The organism is Neoaquamicrobium sediminum (assembly GCF_040970315.1).
GTDB classification, from domain to species: Bacteria; Pseudomonadota; Alphaproteobacteria; order Rhizobiales; family Rhizobiaceae; genus Aerobium; species Aerobium sediminum.
The window spans coordinates 1-24,424 of sequence record NZ_JAZHFV010000011.1 but is presented as its reverse complement, the minus strand read 5'-3'; the positions used below and the strand labels follow the sequence as shown (position 1 = coordinate 24,424).

Genomic DNA, 24,424 nt, shown 5'->3' with positions numbered 1-24,424 from the left:
GTCTGGCGGTGATCGACGTTGACGGCGATCTGATGTGGGCACCGCGCGTTTCCTCCGGACCGCGATGTGGTCATGTACCCAATCACAACAAGAGTAGGCGGACGGCTGTTCATTCGGCCGACCTCGCCGCTTCCAGGCAATGAGCACAAATTGCGATCCCGTTGCGCACAGTACGCGCTTCATCCGGCGAGCCACAGGCGTAGCAGTATTTGGAGTTCTACTGGTCGCCGGCTGGTATCTTCGGGACCTTCTGTTGCTGGTTTTTGCAGCGACGCTGTTCGCTTGTCTTCTTGTCAGCGTCTCACAATTCATCGCACACCTCTCCCGCCTGCCTCTTGGAATTGCTTTCGGCCTTTCCTGTCTCATGACGCTGCTCATTGCGATTGGCTTTTTCTGGCTCTTGGGCTCGCAGTTGCGCACGCAGATGATGGAACTGTGGGAGCAGCTGCCGGAACTCTTGAAGCCGATAGAGAACGCTCTCAATATTGGCAGTGTCGAAGAATGGCTGGGCGATCAGCTTGAAACAATGCTCTCCCAGACCTCGGTGATGAGCCGGATCGCCGGGTTGTCCTCCGCGGCGTTCGGTTTTCTCGCCAATCTTGTCCTGGTGATCGTTGCCGGATTTTATCTGGCGCTACAGCCCGATCTCTATGTGCGCGGCATTGTGAAGCTATTTCCGCAAAGCAAGCGGCCAGCGGTTGAGAATACGCTGGCAGACATCGGCGGCAGCCTCCGATACTGGCTTATTGGCCAGTCTTTGGCGATGTTGGTTGTGGCAGGCTTGACCTATATCGGTCTGGCGCTGATCGGGGTCCCCTCTGCACTCGCACTCGCGGTCATTGCCGGGCTGCTGGAGTTCATCCCGTTCTTCGGGCCAATTCTGGCGGCAGTACCGGCGGTGGCGTTGGGTCTGGGTCAAGGTCCCCACGTGGCGGCCTATGTCGCCATACTCTATCTCGCCATCCAACAGCTGGAAGGCAATCTTATCACGCCTGTGATCCAGCAGCAGTCTGTGAGCCTGCCGCCCGCGTTGACGCTGTTTGCCATCCTCGCTGCGGGTATCTTGTTCGGCTGGCTCGGAATCTTGCTAGCCACACCGCTAGCGGTGGCGCTGATGGTTCTGGTGCGAGAGGTATGGGTTGCCCCAATCTCGACCGCACGCCATGATGCGCCAGAAGCCTCTTTGAACATTTCGCTACGATCCGGCAAAAGCCGCTTTTTGGATTGAATGGTGGAACGCTCGCGGCCGAGCTCGCATATAACCGTGATCGTTCCGACCGATCGCCCTGTTCTCACGATGCGGTGGTCAGTCGGGTTCGACCGGGAAGGAATTGGCTTTTTGACAGGCCGCCGAGGAAAGCGGGACGGACCCGCCATGCTCGCGGTTCATCGGGTTGCACCGAAGCGACGAGAGCCCCCGGCGTTCGATTCCAAGGGTTTTTCCGAAGCCGCCGCATGGTCCCGGCATGTCACCGAATTCCGGTTCGGAACACAGGCCGCGTCTCTCGGTTGGGTTCCAGGATGGGGCTATCAGAGGAGATACAAGCATGAAGATGCGGGAAGCCATGACGCGAGACGTGACGATCGTATCGCCGCAAGACACCATACGGGACGCGGCAGTGATGATGTCTCACATCGATGCCGGTTCACTGCCTGTTGGCCAGAGTGATCGCCTCGTCGGGATGCTGACGGACCGCGACATCGCCATTCGGGCCGTTGGCACTAGTCGAGGGCCGGATACAAAGGTCGAAGAAATCATGTCGACAGGGATTTGCTACTGCTACGAAGACGAGGAAGCTGAAGACGTTTGCCGGAATCTGGCAGATCAACAGATTCGTCGCATCCCTGTCGTCGATCAGGACAAGAGACTGGTTGGGATACTTTCACTCGGCGACCTTGCCCGTGTTGACGGTAGCAAAGGTTCCGTCGGCGCGGCCTTAGCCGGCGTTGCAAGGCCGGGTGGGGATCACGTCCAGTCTACCAGCTCGTCGTGATGCGTCCCGGTCATGGAAAGAGCTGCCGGCCTGGCCGGCAGCTCCTCCATCTATTCTATAACAGCACACGCAATACGGGGTCCCGCATCGCCCGAGGGCTGGGTTTTGTAGTCGTCTTGTCCGCCGTGAATTACAAGCGATTTGCCGGTAATCCCAGCATCACCTTCGAGGTTCACCATCGAATTGAAGACGGCCGACTTGAGCATCCCTGTGCTACCGACATACTGGTTCGGCATGTCTCCTGCGTGAGGTCCACCCTCCACAAGCAGTCCGTGGTCGGCGCTCGTCGGGTTAAAGTGGCCTCCAGCTGTTTCGAAATCGGAAGAGGGGTCACACTCACCGGTTTCGTGTATGTGGAACGAGACCCAGCTTTCGGGTGTGAGGCCGTCCACGTCCAACTCGATAAGCACGCCCGAGGGAACGGCGGTGAGTTTTGCCTCTCCGATCGATTCGCCTCGCGTATTCGAGAATGTCGCGGTGGATGCGCCACCTTCCTGCGCGTGAAGGCCGGTTTGGCCTATCAGCACAAGGGCGCCAGCCAAGATCGAAGCTTTCATCATAATCTCCATTCGTTTTGGCATCGAGTGGCCGAAACCGCTGGCGCGCAGCGATGTTCCTCGAACAATGTCGAATGGTAGCCGACGAGGTCGAATATGACGGCGACACGAACGAGGCTCGCACTGGGTATGGCAGCGTTCGGCTCAGCGACGCCGATCAGCAAAATTGTCACCGATGCCATGCCGATCTTCGTAGGGGGTGGCCTGCGTGTATTGCTGGGGGCGGCCGTGCTGTTGCCGTTTGCACTGCGCAGCACGCAGCTGAAAGAGATCGCTTGGCGAGACTGGTTAGCGATCGGCGCGATTTCGATTTTCGGCATGTTCGGCTTCACCGCGTTCATGCTGTTTGGAATGCGCATGGTGACCGGGGTTGTCGGTGCGACAGTCATGAGCACTACACCTGCTGTAACTGCCTTGGCATCCATGATCGTGCTGCGCGAAAAGCCGACATGGCGCAAACTGCTTGCAATCGCCCTGGCCGTAGCAGGTGTCTTGGTTCTGCAGATCGATCAGAGCGACCCTGACGGAGATGTCTCTTTCAATATGCTGGGACCATTACTGGTGTTCGGCGCGGTCTGCTGTGAGGTTGTCTATACGCTGGTGGGCAAGAAGGTGAGTGAAACGGTTCCCCCGATTGCAGCCGCGGGTCTTTCTGCAGCGCTCTCGGTACCGCTATTTGCCGTGCTTGCCCTTTGGCAGCTCCAGGATTTCGACGTGTCAGCGGTCAACGCTCGCGCATGGCTCGCGCTTGTTTGGTATGGCGTCGGCACTCTCGCGCTGGGGAGCTGGCTCTGGTACTCGGGTATTGCGCGCGCCCAGGGTTCCGTAGCGGCTGCGTTCATGGGCGTTATGCCTGCATCTGCCCTCGTGCTTTCCTACTTCCTTCTGGATGAACCATTCAGGCTCCTTCACCTGGTCGGTTTCGCTACCGTTTTCATTGGCGTGTTGCTGGTCTCCAGGGAGCATGGGCGGTTGGCTCAGCCCTCATAACCTGCGCTGGCGAGCGACATAAGTCCTACCGCGGTGCCGGACAAAGGTTCATGAGATGCCTGCGTCTGCGGGCTGGTGGGAACATTGGCGCCGGCACGCAGTTCGGCGTCTGTGTCACAGAGGCAAGGAGCCGAACAATGCCCGCAAAATCGAAATCACAGCAGATGGCTGCTGGCGCTGCGCTAGCCGCAAAGCGCGGAGACAAGAAGAAGTGTGAGCTCAAGGGCGCTTCGAAGGAAATGGCCCAATCCATGTCGAAGAGCGAACTTGAAGACATGGCTTCGACGAAGAGAAAGGGAAAGCCGGATCACAAGTCCGACTCCTGACAGGCGGTGAGAGAAACACTATGGCGCCGGACTTTGCCGAGGCACGCCGCAGGATGATCCAGACCCAGCTCATCCGTCGCGGCATCGAGGACAACGCCGTGTTGAGGGCGATGGGCACTGTGGGACGCGAGCATTTCGTGCCCACGTCTCACCGCGCTTTGGCCTATGAGGACACGGCGCTGCCGATCGGAGAAGAACAGACTATCTCTCAACCCTTCATCGTTGCCTTGATGATCGAAGCTGCCGAAGTCGAGCCCGGTGCCAAGGTTTTGGAGGTTGGCGTCGGATCCGGTTATGCAGCTGCCGTCCTGGGGAGCATCGCCAGTCGCGTCATCGCAATCGACCGACATCAAACACTTGTCGAGGTCGCACGAAAAAATCTGGCCGACGCGAACATATCCAATGTCGAGGTTTGCCTCGGCGATGGCACTCGAGGCAAGCCGGAAGATGCTCCATTCGACGCGATCATCGTCTCGGCAGGCGGACCTGACATCCCGCACGCTCTGGTGGAACAGCTCGAAATCGGCGGAAGGCTCATCGTACCTGTTGGCGAGCAGGGCGCCCAGCGGCTGTTGCGGGTCGTGCGCCTGGGCGCGGGACGCTACGAGGAGGAGGATCTAGGCAATGTCATGTTCGTACCGCTGGTGGGGGAGCAGGGCTGGCCGGACCAAGCTGAGGCGCGACGAGGCAAAAGGTCCGACGCCAGAGATAGCACGTTGGAAAGCATAACCGAGACACTGCAGCCTATCGATGCTGAAGGCTTCGCCGTGCCGTTCGATCGCTTTGGCGACCGGCGGGTGATTTTGCTTGGCGAATCGACGCATGGAACGTCGGAATTTTATCGTGCACGGGCGGCCATCACTCGTCGTCTCATCGAAAGACACGGATTTACCGCACTGGCTGTGGAAGCCGACTGGCCGGATGCGGCCGCGATTAACCGAGTTCTTCGTGGCATCGAACCATTGCCCGCAGAGGAGCCGCCGTTCTCGCGTTTTCCGCAATGGATGTGGCGCAACAAGGAAATGGCGGCGTTCCTGAGTTGGCTAGGTGATCACAACAGATCTCGCCGCGAGGGCGAAGCTCAGACCGGCTTCTACGGCCTGGACTTGTATAACGTGACTGGCGCGATCGCGAGCGTCCTGGCGCACCTGGACAGGGTTGATCCGCACGCAGCATCCATTGCCCGCGAGCGATACGGGTGCATGACCCCTTGGCAACACGACCCTGCCGCCTATGCACGGGCGGCGGTGACAGCGGGCTACAGAAGCTGCGAGGAGGAAGTGGTCGCCCAGTGCCGCGAACTGCTGACCAGGCGAATGGCTTTCGCAGCTGGCGACGGCGAGAGCTTTCTGGATGCGGCGCAAAGTGCGCGGCTCGTTGCATCGGCCGAGCAATATTACAGGACGATGTATTACGGGGGCACTGAATCGTGGAACTTGCGCGACGGGCACATGTTCGAAACGCTTCGTGGCATCCTGGCGCAGGATGGTCATCGCAAGGTTGTGGTCTGGGCTCATAATTCGCACGTCGGCGATGCTCGCGAGACTGAGATGGGTCGCGCCCGCAATCAACTGAGTCTCGGGCAGCTCTGCCGTGAGCACTTTGGTCAGGAGGTCGCACTGATCGGGTTTGGAACACACGAAGGAACTGTTGCGGCAGCAAATGGTTGGGACGAACCCGTCCAAAGGATATCGATGCGGCCTTCGGCCCAGGATAGTTGGGAGCGGTTATGTCATCAGGCAGCGCCGGCTTGCGGACTGATAGATTTCACGTCCAGCAACACCGTCGCCGAGCAACTTGCAAAAGTCATGCCTCAGCGGTTCGTTGGAGTGATCTATCGACCTCACACAGAGCGGCAGAGTCACTACCTCGATGCCTCAGCTCCGGGGCAGTACGACGCTTATGTGTGGCTGGACAAGACAACGGCGCTTGAGCCACTCGACGAAAGGGCTCAGGCCGGGGAACCAGCAGATACGTTCCCCTCTGGAATGTGAAGCGCGGGCTGGGAACCGCACGACGCCCTTGAGGTTGACCGTAGCAAGGAGCCTTTACCATGCTTACGATGCCACCACCGCGGCCTGATCCTTCCCGGTTGCCCCCTCGGCCGCCTGAGCCCGGTCCACGCCCCCCGATCCGCGAGCCTGAGCCAAGACGTTTACCTGACGAGCAACCGCTTCCCAATCCCGACGAAAATGACGCGCCACCGCAACACGCAGCGAACCTCGCAACCTTTTAGGAGGACAAGCCAGTGGCTAACGAACCAATGGATATCCGGAACGTTCGACCGCAACGCGGCACAGTGACCGCTTACCTTTTCGGCCGCCGTGATTGCCTCGGGCAAGAACGAGCTTTTCGCTGATTTTGACGACGTTAAGCTCTTCTTCTTCCCGCAAGTGATGTCTATCATGGATTCCTGTCACGCTTTGAAAAACGGCCGACCTCAGACGGTACGCACGATTGGTGGGATGCCGGTGGAGTTAGCGAGGGCTGTGCCCAGCCGGTATGGAGCCCGAAGCAGACTTCTGAAAGTCACTGGCGACTACAAGGCCAACTCAGTTTCGATCAAGGGGCGCTCGGAACCGAAGCAGCCCCGGAGCAACTGGACGAAGACCGCACGGAACGCTTTGGGCGGCTCTTTGACGGGCTACCAGAGATTAGGCGAACCGTGTTGCAAGACAGCTTCTGTGGCCGTTGCTTGGATAGGTGGCAAAATACCGCTGGGGCATACGGTGGCGCCACATCCTCCACGCGCGCAGGAGCACCAAATTCATGGGGTCAAATGAACATCTTGTGTTGTTCAGCTTGGCTTGAAATCCACGCCCAAGCAACCGATAAGAGGGTGAAGGGTCTATCAAATGATAGGAATGAGAGCTCATGAAACCCAGTTCGCCGCGGCCGGAAGAAATCCGTGGCAGGTTTGAAGATCCTGACAATGCGATACGGGAATTGCTGGCTTCCATTGAAAGTGAACCGGTGCCTGAACGGCTCTTGGTCCTGGCCAAGGAACTGCAGGAAGCTCTTGCAGAGCGCAATAGACGCGTATGTGGGACCGTTGACAGCAGCACCTAGGCGGCCAGCCGGAGCATCGGCTCGGCAAGGATAAGCCTTTGCTGTAACGCAGGCTTCACCACAACGCCCACACACGCCCGGCACACCGGCACTACCGGGAGGTGGTACGTGCCTCACGGCGGCCCAGGAACTCGATCGGTGTCGTCTGATGCTCGCCCGCCGGGACTATGACCTGATCTGCAGGACGTGCGGGGAAGGGCGAGCTAGAGCGGGTTGTTCTGCACGAAACGGGAGAAGAACACGCAGCCGATGTGCTGCACGCCAGCGGCCGTGAAGACCCCGCCAAGATGTGAGGCATGCACCGCCGGGAAACGGAACGCAGTGCCGGGTGTCGTTCACAGAGCGCGCGAACACGAACCGGAAAATTACGCGATAATCGTAGAAGGCCGCTGGGGGGATATGCCATGCAGTCACTAATGGCGGAAATCGTGCCCAGAACCCGCCCAAGCGATCAGGCGGGTTTTCTGTAACAGCGGGCGCCACTATGCGTCTTTGGTGTGCCCAGCGGGAGCGGGACCGGCCCCGGACGTTTGCTGCTACGTTGGATGCTTCGGGTTGACGCCCTCCGAATGGCGAGTGTGCTCATCGGTGTCGTGGACCGCTTCGCTGTTCCCGATACCCTCGGGCGGTCTGTTTGCGGCCGCGTCTTGTGAGAATTCCGGATGACCAGCGTATTCGGTGTCCTTTGGAGGCGGCGATGATACCGGAGCATCCTTCTGAACTGGTGAACCGGCAGGCTTGTTGCTATGGGCGGGATCGTCAAAGGGTGGAAGCTTTCCCGGCTGCCGCGGCTCCTTCGTTCCAAAATCGCCGAGTGTGCTGCGATCTGGGTCATTCAAGTTTTCGCCCGCAGCATCCCGGTCAGAAGCTGGATCGTCTTCTGCCGGCAGATAGCCCCGAGGTCGATTTTCTTCCGGCCCTTCCCAACGAGGCGACTGCTCGGTGGTGCCGGGCTTTCCTTCACGCGGTGGTGTGTTTGCCATTGAACCATCCTCACATTGAAAATGATTCAACTGACTGGAATGTGATGTGTTCCATGTCCCGGCGATTAGCCGCAGTTGCGGGCGGAGGCCCGACGCCCCCCTCTACCGCGACAAGCGCTGGCGCAGCCCGCATGCCGCCCTCAAGCAGGCTCTCCGCTGCGACCTCTACACTCTCCTTGCGGCAGCTGCCGTCGATGCCGTGATTGGGAACGGTTTGGGCGAGCATGAAGAGTTTGGGCAGGATGGCGGGCGCTGCCTCATTGTTCTCCCCGGAGATAGCCTCAAGCGCCCCAGACAGAAAACGCGGCGTGCTCGTCGCGGTGTTCCGGATGCCAGCGGGCGCGCTGGACAGGTGCGTTCGGCGACTGTCGGGTCTCTCGCCCGCCACGAAATCGCCACGCCGTTGTCGCCGTTAAGAAACCGCAGGGCGAAGTGCATTCGTCCGACGGCAGAACATTTCAACCGCCTGCTTGTTCTTCAGCCCGACAGCATGAGTGAGGCGCCGAGATGAGCGGATTCTGGCAATGGCTTTCTGAGAACCACGGAGCTGTGAACGCGTTGGCGGGCCTCATGACGCTGCTTGTCTGGCTGTTCTATTTCCAACTTCTCTTGAGTGGGTATCGCCACCGGCTGCGCCCGAAGATTCTCATTACGAGAGGAGGCGCACGCACGATAGGAGCCCGTTGCATCATCACGAACATGAGTGTCGAAGCGATCTATCTCGAAGCCATCATGGTGTCCGTTCGCGACGGGGAGCGCCAGTATATCTCGTCATTGAGCGAGTTGGAGGCAGAGCAGACGACAAAGTCGGATCCTCGTCAATTATACCTACAAGGGCCGCTGGCCAGCGGTGAAATGATAGACATCGGCAGCTACGCTGAACTCCTGAAGCGAGCTACGAACGGCAAAGAACAGCCCTCGGCGTTCACATTGACGGTGATAGCGACCTACACGTCGGAAGAAACGTTGGTGGCCGCTGAGCGGGACTTTACGATATCTGGTAGCAGCCTGAATTCCGATGCCATCGTCGCCCGGCAGATCAGATCGCGCTGGCAGAGGATGCGCCTCATGCGATTGATATCTGGAGAGCTCTGACACGCTACGTCCCGGGGGGAACCATAGCTGCCGAGTCTCGTTAGCAATCGGGCGGCAGAGATTTGACCCGTTTGGTGAAGAAGTGAAATCGGAGCAGCAGCAGATTGTCGCGTTGATACCGGCTCTGCGTGCGTTCGCCAGAACATTCCTGCGTGACCGCGACGCAGCGGACGATTTGGTCCAGGAGACCCTGGTTAAGGCGCTCAAGAGCATTCATCAGTTCCAGCCCGGCACCAACATGAAGTCGTGGCTTTTCACGATTATGCGCAATACGTTCTATTCGGAAGTGAAGTTGCGCCGCCGGGAGGCGCCGGGGATCGACGACTGCATTTCCTCAAGGCCGGGCCTTGAGCCGACGCAAGAATGGTCGGTCCGCGGTATTGAGATTGCCGAGGCTATTGACCGTCTGCCACCCGAGCAGCGCGAAGTTCTGGTTCTGATTGGTGTGCTCGGGACCAGTTACGAGGACGCGGTCGGAATTTGTGGCTGTGCGATGGGAACAATCAAAAGTCGTCTTTTCAGAGCGCGGGAACGTCTTCTTCGGGAACTTGGCGAGTCATCGGCTGAAGGTTCGGTAAAAACGCTGGAGAGGCAGTCCCTAATTTCCTCTTGAAAGCTGCAACCGACTCCTCATTCACATCAACTCTTGCCGAAGCTGTGGCGCTGCCTGGCGAACTCGTTTTCCGCTAGGCACCAAGAGTTGTCTATCGTCGCATTTACTGGGCAATAGGGGATTGAGCGCCCGGGAAGGTCGGCTGGTGTTACCGATAATTGTCTGGTCGGCGCAGTGACGGCCATGACCTGCGATGGCTTCGGGCGCGAATAATTCCTTCGATCGGGGAACATAGTGCTGCGGAGGCAGTTGGAGACGCGATGGACATTTTACTCTCCCAAGACTCAGCCCCCGTCCATCTCCACGGATGCTTTCCCCCCGCATCCGGGCGGCCGGCCGATAGGCCGGCCGCCATCGGTTTCCATCAACCAGCTACCTTCGCGTCGCCCGAGAGCCGCAGCACTGACGTCCCGGCGCATCGCTCATTAGGACCTTCATAGCGGATCGTTTGCCATGCCTAGAGTTGTGATAGTTTCAAACCGCGTCGCCGATCTCCGCAAGAAGTCGCAAACCGGAGGGCTTGCGGTGGCGCTTGCAGATGCCATGCGCGAACGCGGTGGAATCTGGTTTGGCTGGAGCGGTGAAACGAAGGAGGAAGCCGCGCCCGCGGTGGCTGAGACAATCGGCAGAGTTGCCGCCGTTTCACTCCCGCTATCAAGACGCGAGGTAGAGGAATACTACCTTGGCTATGCCAATAGTGTACTATGGCCGCTCTTTCACTATCGGCTCGACCTCGTCGATCACCGACCAAACTTCCTTGATACATACGCAGCTGTAAATCGGCGTTTCGCAACCGAACTCGTTCCATACCTCGAAGAGGACGACCTCGTCTGGGTGCAGGATTATCACCTGATGCCGCTTGCGGCCCGCCTGCGCGAACTGGGCTGCAGAAACCGGATAGGCTTTTTCCTGCATATTCCGTTTCCTCCTCCCGACATGCTGGCCGCCACTTCCAATCACCGAGAGATGGTTGAGTGGCTTTTGGAATTTGACTTGGTCGGCCTGCAAACTTCGACCGATGTCGGCAATCTCACGCGCTACCTTGAGGAGCATATGGGGCTTGAAGAGATAGGTGGCGCCTATCGTCATGGTAGTCGCCAAGTCAGGGTCGAGCGGTTTCCGATCGGCATCGATCCCGTGGGGTTCGCGGCCATGGCCCGTGAAGAGCCGGACGATGTCGCCATCGATCTAATGCGTCGCAAGCTTCTGGGGCAGCGTCAGATCATTGGGGTGGATCGGCTCGATTACTCAAAGGGGCTTCCAGAGCGGCTCCGGGCCTACGGCCGTCTGCTCGTGCAGCACCCTGAGTACGAAAGGGTCGTATCCTTCCTGCAGATCGCTCCACCCACTCGCGAAGATGTGGACGCGTATGCCGAAATCCGACTCGAACTCGAGGCTTTAGCCGGTTCGATCAACGGTCGCTTTGCGGAGTTCAACTGGACGCCGATACGCTACATTCACCGCCCTGTATCCCGGGAGAAGCTGGCGCCACTTCTTAGGGCAAGCGACGTGGGGTTCGTCACACCACTGCGTGACGGCATGAATCTTGTCGCCAAGGAATATGTCGCAGCGCAAGACGTGGAAGATCCCGGAGTTCTGGTTCTTTCCCGGTTCGCCGGAGCTGCTGAGGAGCTGGATGCGGCTCTCCTTGTCAACCCTTATGACGTCGACGAGATGTCACGGCGACTGCATCAGGCGCTCGAGATGCCACTTGCCGAGCGACGACGACGTCACGAGGAACTGTTGGAGAAGGTCATGCGGCAGAATGCGACAGCATGGCTTGAGAGCTTCCTGGAGGTTCTCGAGCGTCCGGACGGTAATCAAGAAGCTGGAACAGCCGACCAGGTTGCTGCGTTTCGCGCCAAGTGATGTGTGACCAGATCTAGGCGAGGGAGCCTCAAGATGGACACGAAGGACAAATCCGGACGCAAGGGGGATCGGCAGGCCAGCGCTAAAATGACCCCGCCAGATGAGCGCGATACCACTGTACCGAAGCGACGCCAGCCCACGCCTGGGCACGCCACCGTTATTCACGATGCCAGCGAGATCTCGACCGCGCAGGTTGGAGCAGGCGGCCTCGGCGATCTCGTTCGACCGGATGAAATCGCCAGTAGCGAGGATGATCGATCAGCTACGGCCGCCCGATCGCGCAGGGCGAGGCATCGAGCCGGGGAAACACGGTAGGGACTTGGGACGCTCATTGTCTCATAGCGGCTCGCCGCCGAGGTCCGGTTAGTTGTCGGCGACGCTTATGGCTTTCGGCCGACAATCCATTTTCGGCCTCAGAGGTGGGCATGAACACGAGTGTTTCAATACCGCAAATTTTGGAGCGGCTGGATGGCCGGCGCCCCAGGCTCGAAAGAGCTGATCAGGTAGCCTTTCTCGTTGACGCGGCCGCCTATTTCGGCGCACTGCGCACCTCGCTCCTCACGGCCAGGCGCATTGTGTGGATCATAGGATGGGACTTTGATCCAGCCATCAAGTTGCGGCCGGATTTGGAAGCCGAACCGACACTGGGAACCTTACTTCGCCGGCTCGTGGAACAGAATGAGGAACTTCACGTAAAAATTCTGATTTGGGCGATGGGGCCTATCTATTCCAGCAGATCGGGCGAGCTTTATGTCCACCATCCGTGGGCGGATCACCCCCGGATTTCGCTGAAATTCGACATCAGACATCCGCTACGCGCTTCCCACCATCAGAAAATCGTCGTGATCGATCGATCGATGGCGTTCTCCGGTGGGATAGACCTGACCGCCGGACGCTGGGACACCAGAGAGCATCACGTTACAGCCGATTTGCGCAGGACGCCTGGAGGTGAACGCTACGGCCCGGTACACGATGTTCAGATCGCCGTTTCAGGCGACGCTGCCCGGGCGCTGGCCGAAATTGCCGAGTCGCGCTGGGTGGCCGCCGGTGAGAACAGTGGCAATGCTCCGGCTGAGACGATCGACCGGGGGACATGGCCGAAGCAGCTTCCGGTCGCTCTCGTTGACTGCAAGGTTGCGATTGCCCGGACCCAAGGCGGAATCTTCCTGCGCCGCGGCAGGCGAGAGGCGGTAAGGCTGACGCTGCAGCTGATCCGGTCGGCCCGCAAGTCACTCTACATAGAAACGCAATATCTCGCCTCCTGGCGCGTCGCCCGCGCGATCAAAGATCGGCTCGACGAACCCTTTGGGCCGGAAGTCGTCATTCTGGTGACGAAGAGTTCCAGGGGGATCGTTGAGCAGTATGTGATGGCGCATCAGCGCAACCGCATTCTGCGTTGGCTTGGTGGCGCAAACGGCCCCCGCCTGCGCGTCGTATATCGGATGAAATCCGACGATGGAAATGCGAACAAGGAGGTTCTCGTTCATTCCAAGGTTATCGTGGTTGACGACAACGCCGTGCGTATCGGCTCATCAAACCTCAATAACCGCTCCGAAGGACTCGACACCGAGTGCGACGTCGTGGTCTTCGCTGAGAACGATGAGCACCGACGCGCGATAGCCGCCTTTCGTGATGGGCTTCTGGCCGAACATCTGGAAACTGATCGCGTTGAACTCGGTCAAGCATTGAGAGAGTGCAAAACGCTCGTAGGCACCGTCGACCACTTCGCGGCTATAACCGGTTCGCTTCGCACGTATGATGAACTTAACGACGGGGGAGCACCTATCCTTGGGACCAAGCTTTTTGACCCTTCAAGACCGTTCAGACCGTTCGGTTGGCTTCTGCGTCGAATTTTCGGCAAGAGTTGATCCTCTCCAGCGCGCTGCGATCTCGCTGGCAGCAAACATGCTCAGCCCGAGGATGAGTGGCACCAGAAAGTAGACGAGGCGGAATGCGATAAGGGCGGGCAATGAGCCCGCGCCTTGAAGCAGATAATGTGCGGTTGCCTCCAAGACACCCAGTCCACCGGGGACATGGCTGATGAGGCCGCTCACATTGGCTATCACATAAACGGCGGCGACCTTTGCGTAGGCCAGTTCGCTCACACCAAGCATCAGCTGATGGAGACAGGCCGCAACGCAGGCGAAATTGACCGTTCCCAGCAATAGCTGGCCGCATGCGAGCCGCAGGGATGGAAAGGCGAAACTCCATTTCCAGATAGTCAAGCGACGCCTCACAAAGGTCGCCGCGAGGCAATAGGCGACGGGAACGAGCAGACAAAGGCAGCCGAGGAGAACAATCGAACCCGAACTCACGCCGACGAAGTCAGCTGCATCGGCGGGAACGAAGACCAGGGCCAGTCCACCCAGGGTAGCCAGTCCCAATCCCACTGTCGCGCCGGAGAAAGCGACGACTTTCGCCACCTCCTCCGCATTCAATCCCCAGCGGCTATAAAAGCGATACCTCACCGCGCCGCTGCTGAGCGCGGCCACGCCAATGTTGTGTCCGATCGACAGGCTGACGAAAGACGCAATGGCTGCCCGCGGGTATGAGAGTGGACGTTTCGCGTAATGAAGACCCAGATAGTCGAAGCCGGTCAGCAGCACGTAGGACAGCGCGGCGTACGCTGCAGCATATCCGAAACGGCCGATCCCGATGCTTTGCCAGGCCGAGGTGATCTGGGTCAGGCCGTAACGGGTCAGCGCCCGGGTAATGAGAATGGCCGCGACGAGAACCGCCACGCCAATGAGGATGCGCAGCAGATAGCGAGGACGTATCAAAGTCGATGAAGACACATTGCTGGAACGAACGGAGAGGTCCGGTGTTCCCTCGAGTATGGTTCCTTCGGAGAGACGGGAAAGGTCGCATGGGCGTATTCGTGTCGCGACCTACAATGTTCACGGATGTCGTGGGACTGACGGTCGCGTGGATCCGTCGCGGATCGCCGAAGTCCTGACCGCATTGCGTGTCGACGTTGCAGCTTTGCAGGAACTCGATTCGGGTCGAAGCAGAAGTGGTGGATTGGATCAAGCGCGGGCAATCGCTTCCCATATGCGCATGGATTTCCACTTCCACGCTGTCCATCAGATTCAAGGTGGCGAATACGGTAATGCGATTCTGTCGGCGTGGCCGTTGCGTCGTGTGCAAGCTGCTCCGCTGCCTTCCTTAGGCGAGCCACGGGGAGCATTGTGGGCCTCGGTCGCATTACCGGGCACCAACGTGGAAATCATCACCACGCATCTTGGTTTGCGCCGACGGGAACGTGCCATGCAGGTTTCCGCTCTTCTCGGCCCCCAATGGCTGAACTCTCCCGATCTGCGCAAAAAGCCCACGATCCTACTGGGCGACTTTAACGCTGTACCTTGGTCGATGGCCTACCGAACGCTTGCGCGGCATTTTCATAGCGCATTATCGAAAGGCGCCCCGACCTTCCCCTCTCAATTTGCTCTGCTGAAACTCGACCATGTGATGACCCGCAACGGCCCCAGGATCGTTTCGCAAGAAGTACCGCAGCGTCCGCCATTTCGCACCGCTTCCGATCACCTGCCCCTTTTGGCTCACGTGGACGTCGATGCATATTAAGGTTCGTCAATCGTGCCTGTTGCACTGGGAGGAGTTTGATCCACCTCGTGAGGCGCATCCGTTTCCATCTCGTGTCGTTCCGGGGCGATGTCGCCGGTGATGGGCGCATCGCTGTCGAAGTATAGAAAGCCAACAAGAACGAGCACCAGGATGATGGCGGCGATGATAAGAGAATATGCTTCGCGATTGTTTTTCATGGGATTTCCGCCTCCTTTTTGAGAATTACAGCTTGTTGAGGCTGCGAGTTCAGCCAACCTCTTCCTTCTGAAATTGCTCCTCGCTGCCGCGCTTGGCCCAAACCTCACTTTCCGCGAAGGAGGAGATCGCTCATGGTTGCTGGTTGTACCAAACGTCGGAAATCGTCCTCGTAAATGCGCGTTGGCTGCTGCAAGTCATCTCACTCATTTCGCAAGTTTCCTGGGGCTGCACCCGGAAGCCTCCTGAAGCCGGCGTTGCCTTCAATTGGCACTGTACGGAACACGTCCGGCTCTACGTGGTTGGGTATGAAAAGGAGAAGTCAGATGCAGGACAACAAACAGCGCGATCGCACACGTGAGCAGGAAACGACGGATGCAACGATCGATAGCGAGCGGATGGGACGCAATAGCTTGCAGGGCGACGATCAGAAAAGCGTTCGTAATGAACGACAGTCCCAACCCGACGAGCGTGGACAAGCGGACGATATGGACGAGAGCTTCGACAAGCTCGACAAGGATGAACGGGCTCGGACCGACCTGAATAAGGGTGCGCGACGAGATTGATGGTGCGATCCATCCAATTACCGGTCGATGAACTTGCTGAAGCGGCTTATTTGCCCATCGGCCGTGCGATCCTGATGAAGAAACGCCAGTTGGTTTTTCTCGAATATTTCAAAAAACTCTTCCCAGGCGATCGGTGTCAATCCTTCCTCGGGCTCACCAAAGTCGATGCGAAGAATTCCCCCCGTTCCGCCTGCGGAGACCTTTGCAGGCCTTCCATCGCGGTCGTCGATCCAGTTTCGAATGCGGGAATGGTCGGTGGTGGTTTCGGCTTCACTCATTGGATGCTCCTATGTTTCGTTGGCCGCCGAACAGGAAACCTGCAGGGATGTTCCTCGAATAATTCCGTCGTGAGGTGATCGGCAGCCTCCCGATCAACTCGAGCACGTGGTCATCATTCAATCGATGATCGTGCGAAGACGGGGAAAGCTGCTTGGAGCTGCGGTTGGTTGACGCCCCAACGGTCGTCCGGGCCAGACTTGCGCTCGCGCGCGGCAAATGGCGGGTGCCGTTACGCCTCCCCGGCGCAGAGCTTGGCCGGACCCTCGCCTGAAAGGTCGGGCCCTGTGACGTCACACACTTTCTCGCCCCTCGGGGGGAACAATATCGGTTGAGCTCAGGTTCGGTGCATTGGTTCATCAGAAAACGGGAGAGATCTATGCCGCATATTTGCGCCACACGAACTCAAGAGACTGTCGAACCTGCGGAAGTGGCAGCTCTGATCCCTGCTTTGCGCGCCTTTGCCCGCACCTTTTGTCGCGAACCATGCGATGCCGACGACCTAGTGCAGGAAACCCTCACCAAGGCTATCGCAAAAATCCATCAGTTTGAAAAAGGTACCCGGCTGAAGTCGTGGTTGTTCACCATCATGCGCAACTCCTTTTATAACCGAGTGGTGATTACGAACCGAGAAGCGCCGTCGGTTGCCGACTGTGCGTCGGCGTTGCCATCGACGAGGCCTTCCCAGGAATGGTCACTGAAGGCGGCCGAGACGCGACGAGCTATGTTACGCCTGCCGAGGCGGCAACGCGATATCCTTATCATGATTGCCATACAGGGAACCAGCTACAAGGACGCGGCACGAAAGTGTGGCTGCGACGTTGGGACCATAAAAAGCCGCCTCAGCCGCTCGCGGGCCAACCTGGTATCCGAATTGGGTGAGACGTCGGCTTCAGCACTTTTCGATCGTGCTTAACGCGCGATCCGCAGTGCGGTCGGCATAGGGGGCCGTCCCTGAGCGAATCGGGGGCTCGAGCGCCCACGATACCACGGGGCAAGCTTGGTCATATCGCCAGCGCGGTGGCCTGGAACATTTCATAGTGGGACGAAGTTCTGCTCGCACTTTCAACGCAAATCCATACGAGGAGCGAGACAGAAATGGCCCAGAACCGAACTCGAGACGTGACCGATACCGCACCCCGGCAGCCGATTTCACCACGAGCGGGAGCTGCGGAGCCCTCCTTGCAGAGACTGCATCCAGACGGTGGCCGCAGCCATAGTCGAAAGCAGGTGCTTGCGCGGGCCAAAAGAATGCTTGCGGCGGCTTTGGAGGAAGAGGCCGCGCCTAGCGCTCAAACGCGACCCGACACGCCCACGACACTTCGGCGTCCGCCTGCCGGCAACGGAGCTTGGTGGCTCTTCTAGCGAGATCAAGAACGAGAACTACGGCGACCACTCGCTAGCGGCTCGCCGCAGTTCGATTCAACCCTCGGCTTTGAGCGTGTGAGCCACCTGCAGCAGCTTTTCACGATTACAGCCGTGTTCGCTCACGATCTCTTTTGCCTGCTTCGGCGAGACGTCGGTCTGTTCAGCCAAAAACCGGATAGCACGTGCTTCATCGCTGTCCGACGTAAGCCAGTCGTTGCCTTGTTTGACTTCTTGCATCGCTCGAACTCCTCTTTTCCCTGCCAAACACACGGCTGGAGCCATTGTTCCGCCTCGCCGGAACAATCGGCTTTCCTGCCTGTTGCTCGACCACACGCGTCAGCACAGCACACTATAGATGGCGTCCTACACATATGATCACCTCATCCCCCACCCGCCTTGTTCTCGGTGCCTGTTCAGGCTTTCTGGCAGCGTTTGCGCTTGGCGCGGCCGTTTTCGACAGCTTAGGCGTCGGGCTTCTGTTTGGGCTCGCCCTGGGAGCAATCTGCGGCGCGGCCATAGCCTCTCTCGCCGGCAGGAAAAAGTACGGTGACAGCAGATAGGCACGCTGGTTGCGGAAGCGACCGCCGGAGCCGCTTAACAGGCAACCCCGGCGTCATTCCGGTGAAATGTTAGGGGCACGGTGCTATGTACCGGCTTCCATCACGGGCGCGATAGATGCAGTCGCCCGGTTCGCTTGCGCGACCGATGAGGGCGCCAGCCGCTGCGCCAACTGCACCGCCAATGGCTGCACCCTCAACATTGCCAGTCGCTGCAGCGCCTACAGCGGCGCCACCTAGCCCACCGACCGTGGCTCCGCGTTCCGTTGCTGTACAGCCGCCAACGATCAGCAGGGTGCATAGTGGAATGATTAGAAACTTCATTGTTTCCTCCTTGTTGGTCCCGCTGACGCAACAGACAGCACCAATTGTTGTTCCATCCTGCCGGAAGGAAGGCGGCGGAAACATTATCGAGGTGAATGCGATGAACGTCGCGGACGCTTACGGAAGGCATCGGTAGCGTCGGGCGGGAACATTGTGGCCTCCATCAAGTTCGGCGGAGCGAATGGCGGTCCTGGCCTGGGGCAAAACGCGGCTCCATTGGCAGGGGCTGCCAATGAATCGATCGAGAGGAATGACAAGATGGCAGTCAGAGACCGCCCAGCAGTGGTTACCGGTGCATTTCCCGGCATCGATCTGGCGCGATGCTACCCGCAGACCCGAACTGCCGGACAGACGATCTCGTAGGCACCGAAAGACAGGATAAACGAAGGACAAATCAATGGCAGCTAGACAGGAAGCCGAAGTCCGCGGGGCCATTGATGCGGGATTGCAAGGCGATAAGAAGCCAGGTTTCGATCCCGCCGCAGCGCCGATGGAAACGGACGCCGAGGCGGGGACCACACGGCCCGAGTCCGTGGGTGCGCTCGATGACGGGCGGTCAGGGCGAACTGGACGGTCACACATGCAAGACAGCGATGGCGATGCGATGCGAAGCATGCCTGGCGCTAAGCGTTCCCCGGTGCACGGTTTCTTGTGGCCGTTCCTGTCGGTGATGCTGCTGCTGGTTCTGGCTGCGCTGTTGTTCGCCCTATGGGTTTAGTATCGACGCGACAGTTTGATCCAGCCGGATCTCGCTCGCACCTGACTGTCGGAACGTTCTGTCGGCTGCAGGCTGTTAGCGGACGACAGGTCTACCGACATTCTGATCGGGCCTCCAAGGGGTTGCGAAGGCTCGGTCGCTGTTCCACCCGCGTTGCCGCCGAAGCCGGGGGCTCTGGCGGTGTTGCCGCATCGGGAGAAGAGATTGGGCAAGAGGAGCCCCTGCAAGGTCTGAAAGAAGGCCGACGCGAGGCCGGCCAGTTGGTGGTTCTGCAGGTAGACAAGTCAGGAAGATCGCGGGGAAGTGCGATCTGCCGCTTATCGGACCGCTCACCTATCGATTTGTTCCGACCTGCGGTCCTGTGGTCGAAACTGGGCCGGTTCATGCCGGGAGAGTTGAAAGGCCCTTACCGGCTCCGCCGGTATTCGCAGTCCTGTGGTTTTTGCTGGGGTGGCTTTGCATTTACGAAGCGCTTGCTGCGGTCCTTCGACTGCGGCGGCGAGATCGCTCTCGCTGCGATGCCCGAGACCCACGGCAACGGCCGTTGCTACATACGTCACGATCCACCTTATTAAGCAGATTGTCTGAGAAGCGCAGCCAAGGATTTGGGTGCAAGTCGCCTTCGCGGGCCTCTAGTGTGCTCCAACCTGGAACTGATCACCGCCTCCAGAGCTTGTAAGAGCGTGGAGAGATAGGATGAGCAGGGCCCACCACGAGATCTCAGGAACGCGCCGGGCAGTGCGCGACCTCGGCCGCGCGGCCGGCGGCGCTTTGGTCTTTTCGTTACCGATGCTGATGACAATGGAGCTGTGGTGGCTGGGGTTCTACCTGGATCGCCTGCGGCTGCTTGTTCTGGTTTTGACGGCGCTGCCATTGCTCGTCGTGCTTTCGCGTCATGTGGGATTCGAGCGGACCCGTTACTGGCTCGATGATGTCGTTGATGCGCTAATCGCGCTGGGAATATCCGGGTTGGTCTGCATTCTGACGCTTGTCCTGTTCGGGACAATTCCTGTTGAGGCGCCGCTGGACGAAATCATCGGAAAGGTCGTCATCCAGATGGTGCCGGCATCGATCGGCGCGCTCCTCGCCAAGAGCCAGTTCAAGGCAGAATCGGACGACGACGAATACGCAGATGCCGCTGGAGATCCGGAGGAATCCTACGGTGGTGAGCTCTTTCTTATGGCTGTGGGAGCCCTTTTTCTCGGCTTCAATGTCGCGCCGACCGAGGAGATGATGCTGATATCCTACCAGATGACGGAGTGGCATTCGCTCTGCCTGGTCGTGCTCTCCGTCGGCCTGATGCATGGCTTCGTCTTCGCGCTCGGCTTCGCGGGTGGATCGCATGTGTCACCCAAAGCGCCATGGTGGAGCCCGTTCCTGCGATTGACCCTGCCCGGCTACGTGATCGCCATCTCGGTCAGCCTGTACCTCCTGTGGGTCTTTGCGCGGCTCGATGGCTTGCACATCGACAGCATCGTTATGGCCACGGCGGTGCTTGCCTTTCCCTCGGCAATCGGTGCGGCGGCAGCGCGGCTTATCCTTTAGAGGCTGATTCATGAACGGGAAGGAGAACAAGCATCGCAATGGTCGGCCAGCTCTGGAGTGGATCGTCGGGGTCATCTCCGCAATTGTCGTTTTGGGTATCCTGGCTTTTCTCAGCTACGAGGCGCTCTTCGGTGAAGTACGGCCTCCGGACCTTCTCGCCACAATCGACAGCACGGAGGACGTCGAGGGTGGAACATTGGTCCTTGTCACGCTTATGAACCGAGGTGATCAGGCTGCGGCTGAAATCACAGTGGAGGCCACTGGTACCCATGTCTCCCGAAAGGAACTTCGCTTCGATTACATTCCGTCTCATGCGGTGCGGCGAGGCGCTTTCCTGGTAGAGGGACCGGCGGACACAGCGAAAGATCTTCGTCTTCGCATTCACGGCTACGTGGAGCCGTAGCTGACGGCCGATCCACGTGCTGTGTGGCACTGGCGTTAACGGCTTTCAATTTTGGCAAATCCTATCGGTGCCGCCACGAGAAATTGCTCCGGGCCTAGGCATTTGTTAATCGCGTCGTGGAGCTCGGCTCGTGGCGATGTCCCCGTTCGCTGTATCGTGAAGCGTAAAGCGTTGCGGCAACATCATGAGGGCGGGCCTGCAGACCGACTTGTCTCGTGCCAATAACTTAGCTTTTTCCCGCGGGAAGGTGGAAGCTTTGGGCCATAATGGAATGACCTCCAATTCACCCTGCGACACCAATATCGCTAAGCGCAGCATGTCCCGGGAAGCAGCAGTGTCGCAGTGTGATCGGAAGCATGCGGCTTCACTCGAATATTTTGGCAATCGCAGCCTGTTCGGCGCTCTCCCAACGTCGCACGTCCTTACTTACCTTTTCAATTTCCTTGTCGCTCAGGTGGTGGGCGCCATCCTTATCGATGCAACATACGCTGAATGGTTCACCGACACTCGAAGATGTCAGGTCGAGCGCCTGCAGGACGCGCAGAACAGCAGCGCAGCCGAAGCGGACCGACCGCTCGGTCAGGTGGAAATGGGACATCAGCGAACCAGCCTGCTGGGCCATGGCCGCGCCGCTGCCAATTGCATGAAAACCGATCTCGGCGTAGTGGCCGATCATGCCTGACGGCGTTATCTCGATAATCCACGGTTCACCGTCACGCCATCCGGCGGCCATAACGTAGGCAGACGGTGTGCCCCCGCCTTCGTCCCCCGGCACGTCGCGGATGAAGGTCTCGTAGTGATGCCGCAGGATCGGGAGTACCTGCTCCTGAAGTGCTCGTCCAATATCCGGCGCCTCCAGGATCGCAGCGCTGTTTTCGTTGAAACACCGTTCAACGTCGAACAGCACTGATCTCGCGCCGCTGCCTCCCCACGCCGCCAACTTACCCAAAGGGTGAATCTTCTCTGCGGGATATGTCATGCCGCGCCCTTTGTCCGTGATCTGGGAATCCGAGCCCAGCACGACCCCGTCTCGGCAAACGGTGGCAAGTACGACCGTCATATTAGGGACCTCTCAAGTGTTGTTCTCGGATGTAGCTCACCGACCCATGGACACCCATGCTCGACTTTGAGACAGCAGATTGACCACAGAGGGCCTTCCCCCCTCGCCAATGGGCCTTGACGCCGATTTGCCTCGCGACCGGTCGACGGAAAGCGGCTTTAGGCGTGACATGACCTCATAATGCGAACAAGTCGGCATCAACGTCCTCCCGTCCGGCGAGTTTGTTCCTCACGACTTCTGCGGCGATGCGGGCGTACGTAATGCCGTTGCCTCCATACCCCATCAGCGAGAAGAGTCGTGGCCGCCGAGGGACCGCACCAATCAGAGGCAGGCCGGTTGGCGTGGTGCCAAAGCTTCCGGCCCAGGTAAATTCAGGCGTTGGATCGATGTCAGGCAGAAGCTTGCGTAGCTTGTCGACGATCCGTTGCGTCTTCCTTGCTATCAGCCTGTCTCTGGACTGTTCGTCCTGGAAATCCTCATCCTCCCCACCGCAGATAATGCGACCGTCATGGGTGGTGCGAAGATACAGATAGGGATCTGACGCTTCCCAGATCATGGCCTCGCCTGGCCACAGCCCGTCCTTTGGCTGGTGTTTGGTCGCGATCGCCCAGGTCGAAATTATGGCGTGTCGATCTGCCTGCACGACATCCATCAGTTCGTACCCCGTCGCGAGCACAACATGACCTGCTTCGATGCGGTGGCCCGAACGCATGCTCACTTCTATCGACGATTTGTGAAACTTGAATTTCCAAGCCTCTTCAGGTGCGAAGAGTTGAGCTCCACGAGCCTGCGCCTGCAGCAACAGACCCTTCGTCAGCTTGACTGGATCGACGACGAAATTGCCGGTCGAAAGAATCGCGCCATTGCGATCAATGCCGAACTGTTTGGAGAGTTCGGCAGCGGTAAGATAGTCTGCGGGCAGCCCCGCCGAGGCTCGAAGCTCGGCCTCGTCGCGCAGCTTGGCCCCGCTGAGCACATTTCCCGCAAGGTAGAGCGTCTGGCGATCCGTCATTCGACAGCCGATCTTCAAGGTTTCAATATGTCCGCGCAGGTTTGCAACTGCGAGCCGCGAACGGCGCCACGCACGAAACGCCTTTTCGGCTCCAATCGTCTTTTGGAGTTTGGACAATGGTACGTCGGTTTCGAACTGCACCAGAGCCGTCGTAGCCGACGTGGAGCCTAACGTCGACCCGCGTCGGTCCACCAAAACAACCTTGTGACCATCTCCAGAAAGCAATTCCGCAGCCATCGCGCCGGTGATGCCCATGCCGACGATGAGAACCTCGGTTGTCAGGTTGTGCGTGAGCGTTGATTGCTCGATAACTGGTGACCGATAGGCTTTCCAGACTGGTGTTCCACTTCTCAGATCCAGCTTGCGCAAATGGCCTCCACCGCCGTGCTTGTGCCTGCGCTCAAGCGCAGACCCTACGGCACTTTCTCTGGACACGCGGCCCCGCGAGACAGCACACCCTCACCATAGACCCATGACCATGAGCAGCCAGCCTCCATTCTGGGGGCGCTGATTGCTTAGCCATTGCTCAGTCCGCTTGGCGCGAACCACAGGATTAGGTTGATGGGTCGCCGGAGAGCCATTCAACAGGTGGCGCCCCGACGAAGGTTATCAGTCCGGGCGCCTCGTTGCGTCATTCGATAATATGCACCACTTTGCGCGTTTCTGGCTCGATCAGAACGGTCCGACCGTCCATCACAACGTACTGGTATCTGCTGTCCAGGGTGTTTTCGGCAAGTTCGCCCGGCTTGAGGATATCCGGTATGATCGCGCCGACCACCAATTCGAAGTTCGAGGGTCGCTCAACTTCAACGGGATGGGTTGTGACGTATTCCCGTACCACGGTCTCCTGTTCAGGTGTGATAACCACAGTCTGCGCTGACGCAAATGCGGTCCCTGCGAGCAGCATGGTAGCGACCAGTGTTTTTCGGAAAATCATGGCAAAATCCTCCTTCGGTTACAGTGATAAGACAACCATTTTGGGACGAGCCGGTTCCGTAGTCGGATGTAAATGTCGGCGGTTAAGAGACAAAACCGCAGATCTGACGGAAGGAACGGAGATGAAGCAGATATATGGCGACCTCCGGCGGACCATCGCTGAGCACCCGTTGGCTCAGTTTCCGAACCGCAAATGCCACGCCTCCCTATTGAGAGGGGAGGGCGGCAATGTGCTCTTCTACAGCACCGGAGGATAAGCCGACGGCCAGGTCGTTGACCGCGCCCATGAGAACGGCGGTGGAAAACTAGACCACGGTAGCGGCGGGATTGTCCGGCTGCGGGCGGCGTAAAAGTCGTCCACTTTTTCCCTTTTCTGCGTGGCGCAG

The 24,424-nt window shown here is 58.9% G+C and carries 24 protein-coding genes and 1 pseudogene; 15 read left to right on the top strand and 10 right to left on the bottom strand.

All coding sequences use genetic code 11. From position 1 onward, the window contains the following. The first annotated feature begins 139 nt into the window (after positions 1-139). Complete coding sequence (locus V1479_RS23395; protein ID WP_368804982.1) at positions 140-1,228, top strand: AI-2E family transporter; 1,089 nt, start codon at positions 140-142, stop codon at positions 1,226-1,228. 319 nt (positions 1,229-1,547) lie between these two features. After that, on the top strand, positions 1,548-1,994 hold the full coding sequence (locus tag V1479_RS23390; RefSeq protein ID WP_368804981.1) for a CBS domain-containing protein: 447 nt from the start codon (positions 1,548-1,550) through the stop codon (positions 1,992-1,994). Positions 1,995-2,044: 50 nt separating this feature from the next. On the opposite strand, the gene V1479_RS23385 is transcribed toward V1479_RS23390, so the two are convergent. Continuing rightward, positions 2,045-2,551 (bottom strand): superoxide dismutase family protein, encoded by a 507-nt coding sequence (locus tag V1479_RS23385; RefSeq protein WP_368804980.1) that lies wholly within the window; start codon positions 2,549-2,551, stop codon positions 2,045-2,047. Between the two features lie 96 nt (positions 2,552-2,647). Between V1479_RS23385 and V1479_RS23380 the strand changes: the two genes are divergently transcribed. From V1479_RS23380 to V1479_RS23370, 3 genes are all read left to right on the top strand, one after another. Continuing rightward, a complete protein-coding gene (locus tag V1479_RS23380) occupies positions 2,648-3,541 on the top strand; it encodes a DMT family transporter (RefSeq protein ID WP_368804979.1) in 894 nt (297 codons plus the stop codon). Positions 3,542-3,678: 137 nt separating this feature from the next. Then, complete coding sequence (locus V1479_RS23375) at positions 3,679-3,867, top strand: DUF3008 family protein (protein ID WP_368804978.1); 189 nt, start codon at positions 3,679-3,681, stop codon at positions 3,865-3,867. A 20-nt stretch (positions 3,868-3,887) separates the two neighbouring features. Then, positions 3,888-5,861: a protein-L-isoaspartate(D-aspartate) O-methyltransferase gene (locus tag V1479_RS23370; protein ID WP_368804977.1), complete on the top strand. Its 1,974-nt coding sequence runs from the start codon at positions 3,888-3,890 to the stop codon at positions 5,859-5,861. Between the two features lie 1,875 nt (positions 5,862-7,736). On the opposite strand, the pseudogene V1479_RS23365 reads toward V1479_RS23370, so the two are convergent. Next, a pseudogene (locus tag V1479_RS23365) lies at positions 7,737-7,919 on the bottom strand (hypothetical protein); the annotation flags it as partial. A gap of 570 nt (positions 7,920-8,489) precedes the next feature. On the opposite strand from V1479_RS23365, the gene V1479_RS23360 reads away from it, so the two are divergent. The 4 genes from V1479_RS23360 (at position 8,490) to V1479_RS23345 (ending at position 13,364) form a co-directional block, all read left to right on the top strand. Then, positions 8,490-9,014 (top strand): hypothetical protein, encoded by a 525-nt coding sequence (locus V1479_RS23360; protein WP_368804976.1) that lies wholly within the window; start codon positions 8,490-8,492, stop codon positions 9,012-9,014. 82 nt (positions 9,015-9,096) lie between these two features. Further along, entirely contained in the window at positions 9,097-9,627 is a 531-nt protein-coding gene (locus V1479_RS23355) for a sigma-70 family RNA polymerase sigma factor (RefSeq protein ID WP_368804975.1), read from the top strand. Between the two features lie 453 nt (positions 9,628-10,080). Further along, a complete protein-coding gene (locus V1479_RS23350) occupies positions 10,081-11,496 on the top strand; it encodes an alpha,alpha-trehalose-phosphate synthase (UDP-forming) (protein ID WP_368804974.1) in 1,416 nt (471 codons plus the stop codon). Between the two features lie 425 nt (positions 11,497-11,921). Next, on the top strand, positions 11,922-13,364 hold the full coding sequence (locus tag V1479_RS23345; protein ID WP_368804973.1) for a phospholipase D-like domain-containing protein: 1,443 nt from the start codon (positions 11,922-11,924) through the stop codon (positions 13,362-13,364). On the opposite strand, the gene V1479_RS23340 is transcribed toward V1479_RS23345, so the two are convergent. Then, entirely contained in the window at positions 13,308-14,276 is a 969-nt protein-coding gene (locus V1479_RS23340; protein WP_368804972.1) for a lysylphosphatidylglycerol synthase domain-containing protein, read from the bottom strand. The two genes, V1479_RS23345 and V1479_RS23340, sit on opposite strands and share 57 nt — an antisense overlap. 55 nt (positions 14,277-14,331) lie before the next feature. On the opposite strand from V1479_RS23340, the gene V1479_RS23335 reads away from it, so the two are divergent. Then, positions 14,332-15,078, top strand: a complete 747-nt coding sequence (locus tag V1479_RS23335) for an endonuclease/exonuclease/phosphatase family protein (RefSeq protein WP_368804971.1) — start codon at positions 14,332-14,334, stop codon at positions 15,076-15,078. Here V1479_RS23335 and V1479_RS23330 read toward each other — a convergent pair. Continuing rightward, positions 15,075-15,275 carry a hypothetical protein gene (locus tag V1479_RS23330; RefSeq protein ID WP_368804970.1) on the bottom strand — a complete coding sequence of 67 codons (201 nt, stop codon included), beginning with the start codon at positions 15,273-15,275 and terminating at the stop codon, positions 15,075-15,077. The genes V1479_RS23335 and V1479_RS23330 overlap by 4 nt on opposite strands. A 324-nt stretch (positions 15,276-15,599) precedes the next feature. Between V1479_RS23330 and V1479_RS23325 the strand changes: the two genes are divergently transcribed. Beyond that, complete coding sequence (locus V1479_RS23325; protein WP_368804969.1) at positions 15,600-15,839, top strand: hypothetical protein; 240 nt, start codon at positions 15,600-15,602, stop codon at positions 15,837-15,839. A 17-nt stretch (positions 15,840-15,856) separates the two neighbouring features. Here the strand turns inward: V1479_RS23325 and V1479_RS23320 are convergent, their stop codons facing one another. Then, positions 15,857-16,117, bottom strand: coding sequence for a hypothetical protein (locus V1479_RS23320; RefSeq protein ID WP_368804968.1), 261 nt, complete (start codon positions 16,115-16,117; stop codon positions 15,857-15,859). Between the two features lie 377 nt (positions 16,118-16,494). On the opposite strand from V1479_RS23320, the gene V1479_RS23315 reads away from it, so the two are divergent. Further along, positions 16,495-17,031 carry a sigma-70 family RNA polymerase sigma factor gene (locus V1479_RS23315; protein ID WP_368804967.1) on the top strand — a complete coding sequence of 179 codons (537 nt, stop codon included), beginning with the start codon at positions 16,495-16,497 and terminating at the stop codon, positions 17,029-17,031. A 506-nt stretch (positions 17,032-17,537) separates the two neighbouring features. On the opposite strand, the gene V1479_RS23310 is transcribed toward V1479_RS23315, so the two are convergent. Together V1479_RS23310 and V1479_RS23305 are read right to left on the bottom strand one after the other, a co-directional pair. Next, positions 17,538-17,720, bottom strand: coding sequence for a hypothetical protein (locus tag V1479_RS23310; RefSeq protein WP_368804966.1), 183 nt, complete (start codon positions 17,718-17,720; stop codon positions 17,538-17,540). A 392-nt stretch (positions 17,721-18,112) separates the two neighbouring features. Further along, positions 18,113-18,364: a YMGG-like glycine zipper-containing protein gene (locus V1479_RS23305; protein ID WP_368804965.1), complete on the bottom strand. Its 252-nt coding sequence runs from the start codon at positions 18,362-18,364 to the stop codon at positions 18,113-18,115. 397 nt (positions 18,365-18,761) lie between these two features. On the opposite strand from V1479_RS23305, the gene V1479_RS23300 reads away from it, so the two are divergent. From V1479_RS23300 to V1479_RS23290, 3 genes are all read left to right on the top strand, one after another. Further along, on the top strand, positions 18,762-19,082 hold the full coding sequence (locus V1479_RS23300; protein WP_368804964.1) for a hypothetical protein: 321 nt from the start codon (positions 18,762-18,764) through the stop codon (positions 19,080-19,082). A gap of 696 nt (positions 19,083-19,778) precedes the next feature. Next, positions 19,779-20,627 carry a TIGR02587 family membrane protein gene (locus V1479_RS23295; protein ID WP_368804963.1) on the top strand — a complete coding sequence of 283 codons (849 nt, stop codon included), beginning with the start codon at positions 19,779-19,781 and terminating at the stop codon, positions 20,625-20,627. A 10-nt stretch (positions 20,628-20,637) separates the two neighbouring features. Next, positions 20,638-21,030, top strand: a complete 393-nt coding sequence (locus V1479_RS23290; RefSeq protein ID WP_368804962.1) for a hypothetical protein — start codon at positions 20,638-20,640, stop codon at positions 21,028-21,030. A 364-nt stretch (positions 21,031-21,394) separates the two neighbouring features. Here V1479_RS23290 and V1479_RS23285 read toward each other — a convergent pair whose 3' ends face one another. From V1479_RS23285 to V1479_RS23275, 3 genes are all read right to left on the bottom strand, one after another. Beyond that, the gene (locus tag V1479_RS23285) at positions 21,395-22,090 is read right to left on the bottom strand and encodes an Ntn hydrolase family protein (protein WP_368804961.1); all 696 of its coding nucleotides are present in this window, start codon (positions 22,088-22,090) and stop codon (positions 21,395-21,397) included. 175 nt (positions 22,091-22,265) lie between these two features. Further along, positions 22,266-23,471 (bottom strand): NAD(P)/FAD-dependent oxidoreductase, encoded by a 1,206-nt coding sequence (locus V1479_RS23280; RefSeq protein WP_368804960.1) that lies wholly within the window; start codon positions 23,469-23,471, stop codon positions 22,266-22,268. 262 nt (positions 23,472-23,733) lie between these two features. Next, positions 23,734-24,039, bottom strand: coding sequence for a DUF1236 domain-containing protein (locus V1479_RS23275; RefSeq protein WP_368804959.1), 306 nt, complete (start codon positions 24,037-24,039; stop codon positions 23,734-23,736). Positions 24,040-24,424 lie beyond the last annotated feature (385 nt).

What these genes read in the sequence shown, in the direction of transcription:
- V1479_RS23395 (WP_368804982.1), top strand. Translation starts at nt 140, where the DNA reads ATGAGCACAAATTGCGATCCCGTTGCGCACAGTACGCGCTTCATCCGG.
- V1479_RS23390 (WP_368804981.1), top strand. Translation starts at nt 1,548, where the DNA reads ATGAAGATGCGGGAAGCCATGACGCGAGACGTGACGATCGTATCGCCG.
- V1479_RS23385 (WP_368804980.1), bottom strand. Translation starts at nt 2,551, where the DNA reads ATGAAAGCTTCGATCTTGGCTGGCGCCCTTGTGCTGATAGGCCAAACC.
- V1479_RS23380 (WP_368804979.1), top strand. Translation starts at nt 2,648, where the DNA reads ATGACGGCGACACGAACGAGGCTCGCACTGGGTATGGCAGCGTTCGGC.
- V1479_RS23375 (WP_368804978.1), top strand. Translation starts at nt 3,679, where the DNA reads ATGCCCGCAAAATCGAAATCACAGCAGATGGCTGCTGGCGCTGCGCTA.
- V1479_RS23370 (WP_368804977.1), top strand. Translation starts at nt 3,888, where the DNA reads ATGGCGCCGGACTTTGCCGAGGCACGCCGCAGGATGATCCAGACCCAG.
- V1479_RS23360 (WP_368804976.1), top strand. Translation starts at nt 8,490, where the DNA reads ATGACGCTGCTTGTCTGGCTGTTCTATTTCCAACTTCTCTTGAGTGGG.
- V1479_RS23350 (WP_368804974.1), top strand. Translation starts at nt 10,081, where the DNA reads ATGCCTAGAGTTGTGATAGTTTCAAACCGCGTCGCCGATCTCCGCAAG.
- V1479_RS23345 (WP_368804973.1), top strand. Translation starts at nt 11,922, where the DNA reads ATGAACACGAGTGTTTCAATACCGCAAATTTTGGAGCGGCTGGATGGC.
- V1479_RS23335 (WP_368804971.1), top strand. Translation starts at nt 14,332, where the DNA reads ATGGTTCCTTCGGAGAGACGGGAAAGGTCGCATGGGCGTATTCGTGTC.
- V1479_RS23330 (WP_368804970.1), bottom strand. Translation starts at nt 15,275, where the DNA reads ATGAAAAACAATCGCGAAGCATATTCTCTTATCATCGCCGCCATCATC.
- V1479_RS23325 (WP_368804969.1), top strand. Translation starts at nt 15,600, where the DNA reads ATGCAGGACAACAAACAGCGCGATCGCACACGTGAGCAGGAAACGACG.
- V1479_RS23320 (WP_368804968.1), bottom strand. Translation starts at nt 16,117, where the DNA reads ATGAGTGAAGCCGAAACCACCACCGACCATTCCCGCATTCGAAACTGG.
- V1479_RS23315 (WP_368804967.1), top strand. Translation starts at nt 16,495, where the DNA reads ATGCCGCATATTTGCGCCACACGAACTCAAGAGACTGTCGAACCTGCG.
- V1479_RS23310 (WP_368804966.1), bottom strand. Translation starts at nt 17,720, where the DNA reads ATGCAAGAAGTCAAACAAGGCAACGACTGGCTTACGTCGGACAGCGAT.
- V1479_RS23305 (WP_368804965.1), bottom strand. Translation starts at nt 18,364, where the DNA reads ATGAAGTTTCTAATCATTCCACTATGCACCCTGCTGATCGTTGGCGGC.
- V1479_RS23300 (WP_368804964.1), top strand. Translation starts at nt 18,762, where the DNA reads ATGGCAGCTAGACAGGAAGCCGAAGTCCGCGGGGCCATTGATGCGGGA.
- V1479_RS23295 (WP_368804963.1), top strand. Translation starts at nt 19,779, where the DNA reads ATGAGCAGGGCCCACCACGAGATCTCAGGAACGCGCCGGGCAGTGCGC.
- V1479_RS23290 (WP_368804962.1), top strand. Translation starts at nt 20,638, where the DNA reads ATGAACGGGAAGGAGAACAAGCATCGCAATGGTCGGCCAGCTCTGGAG.
- V1479_RS23285 (WP_368804961.1), bottom strand. Translation starts at nt 22,090, where the DNA reads ATGACGGTCGTACTTGCCACCGTTTGCCGAGACGGGGTCGTGCTGGGC.
- V1479_RS23275 (WP_368804959.1), bottom strand. Translation starts at nt 24,039, where the DNA reads ATGATTTTCCGAAAAACACTGGTCGCTACCATGCTGCTCGCAGGGACC.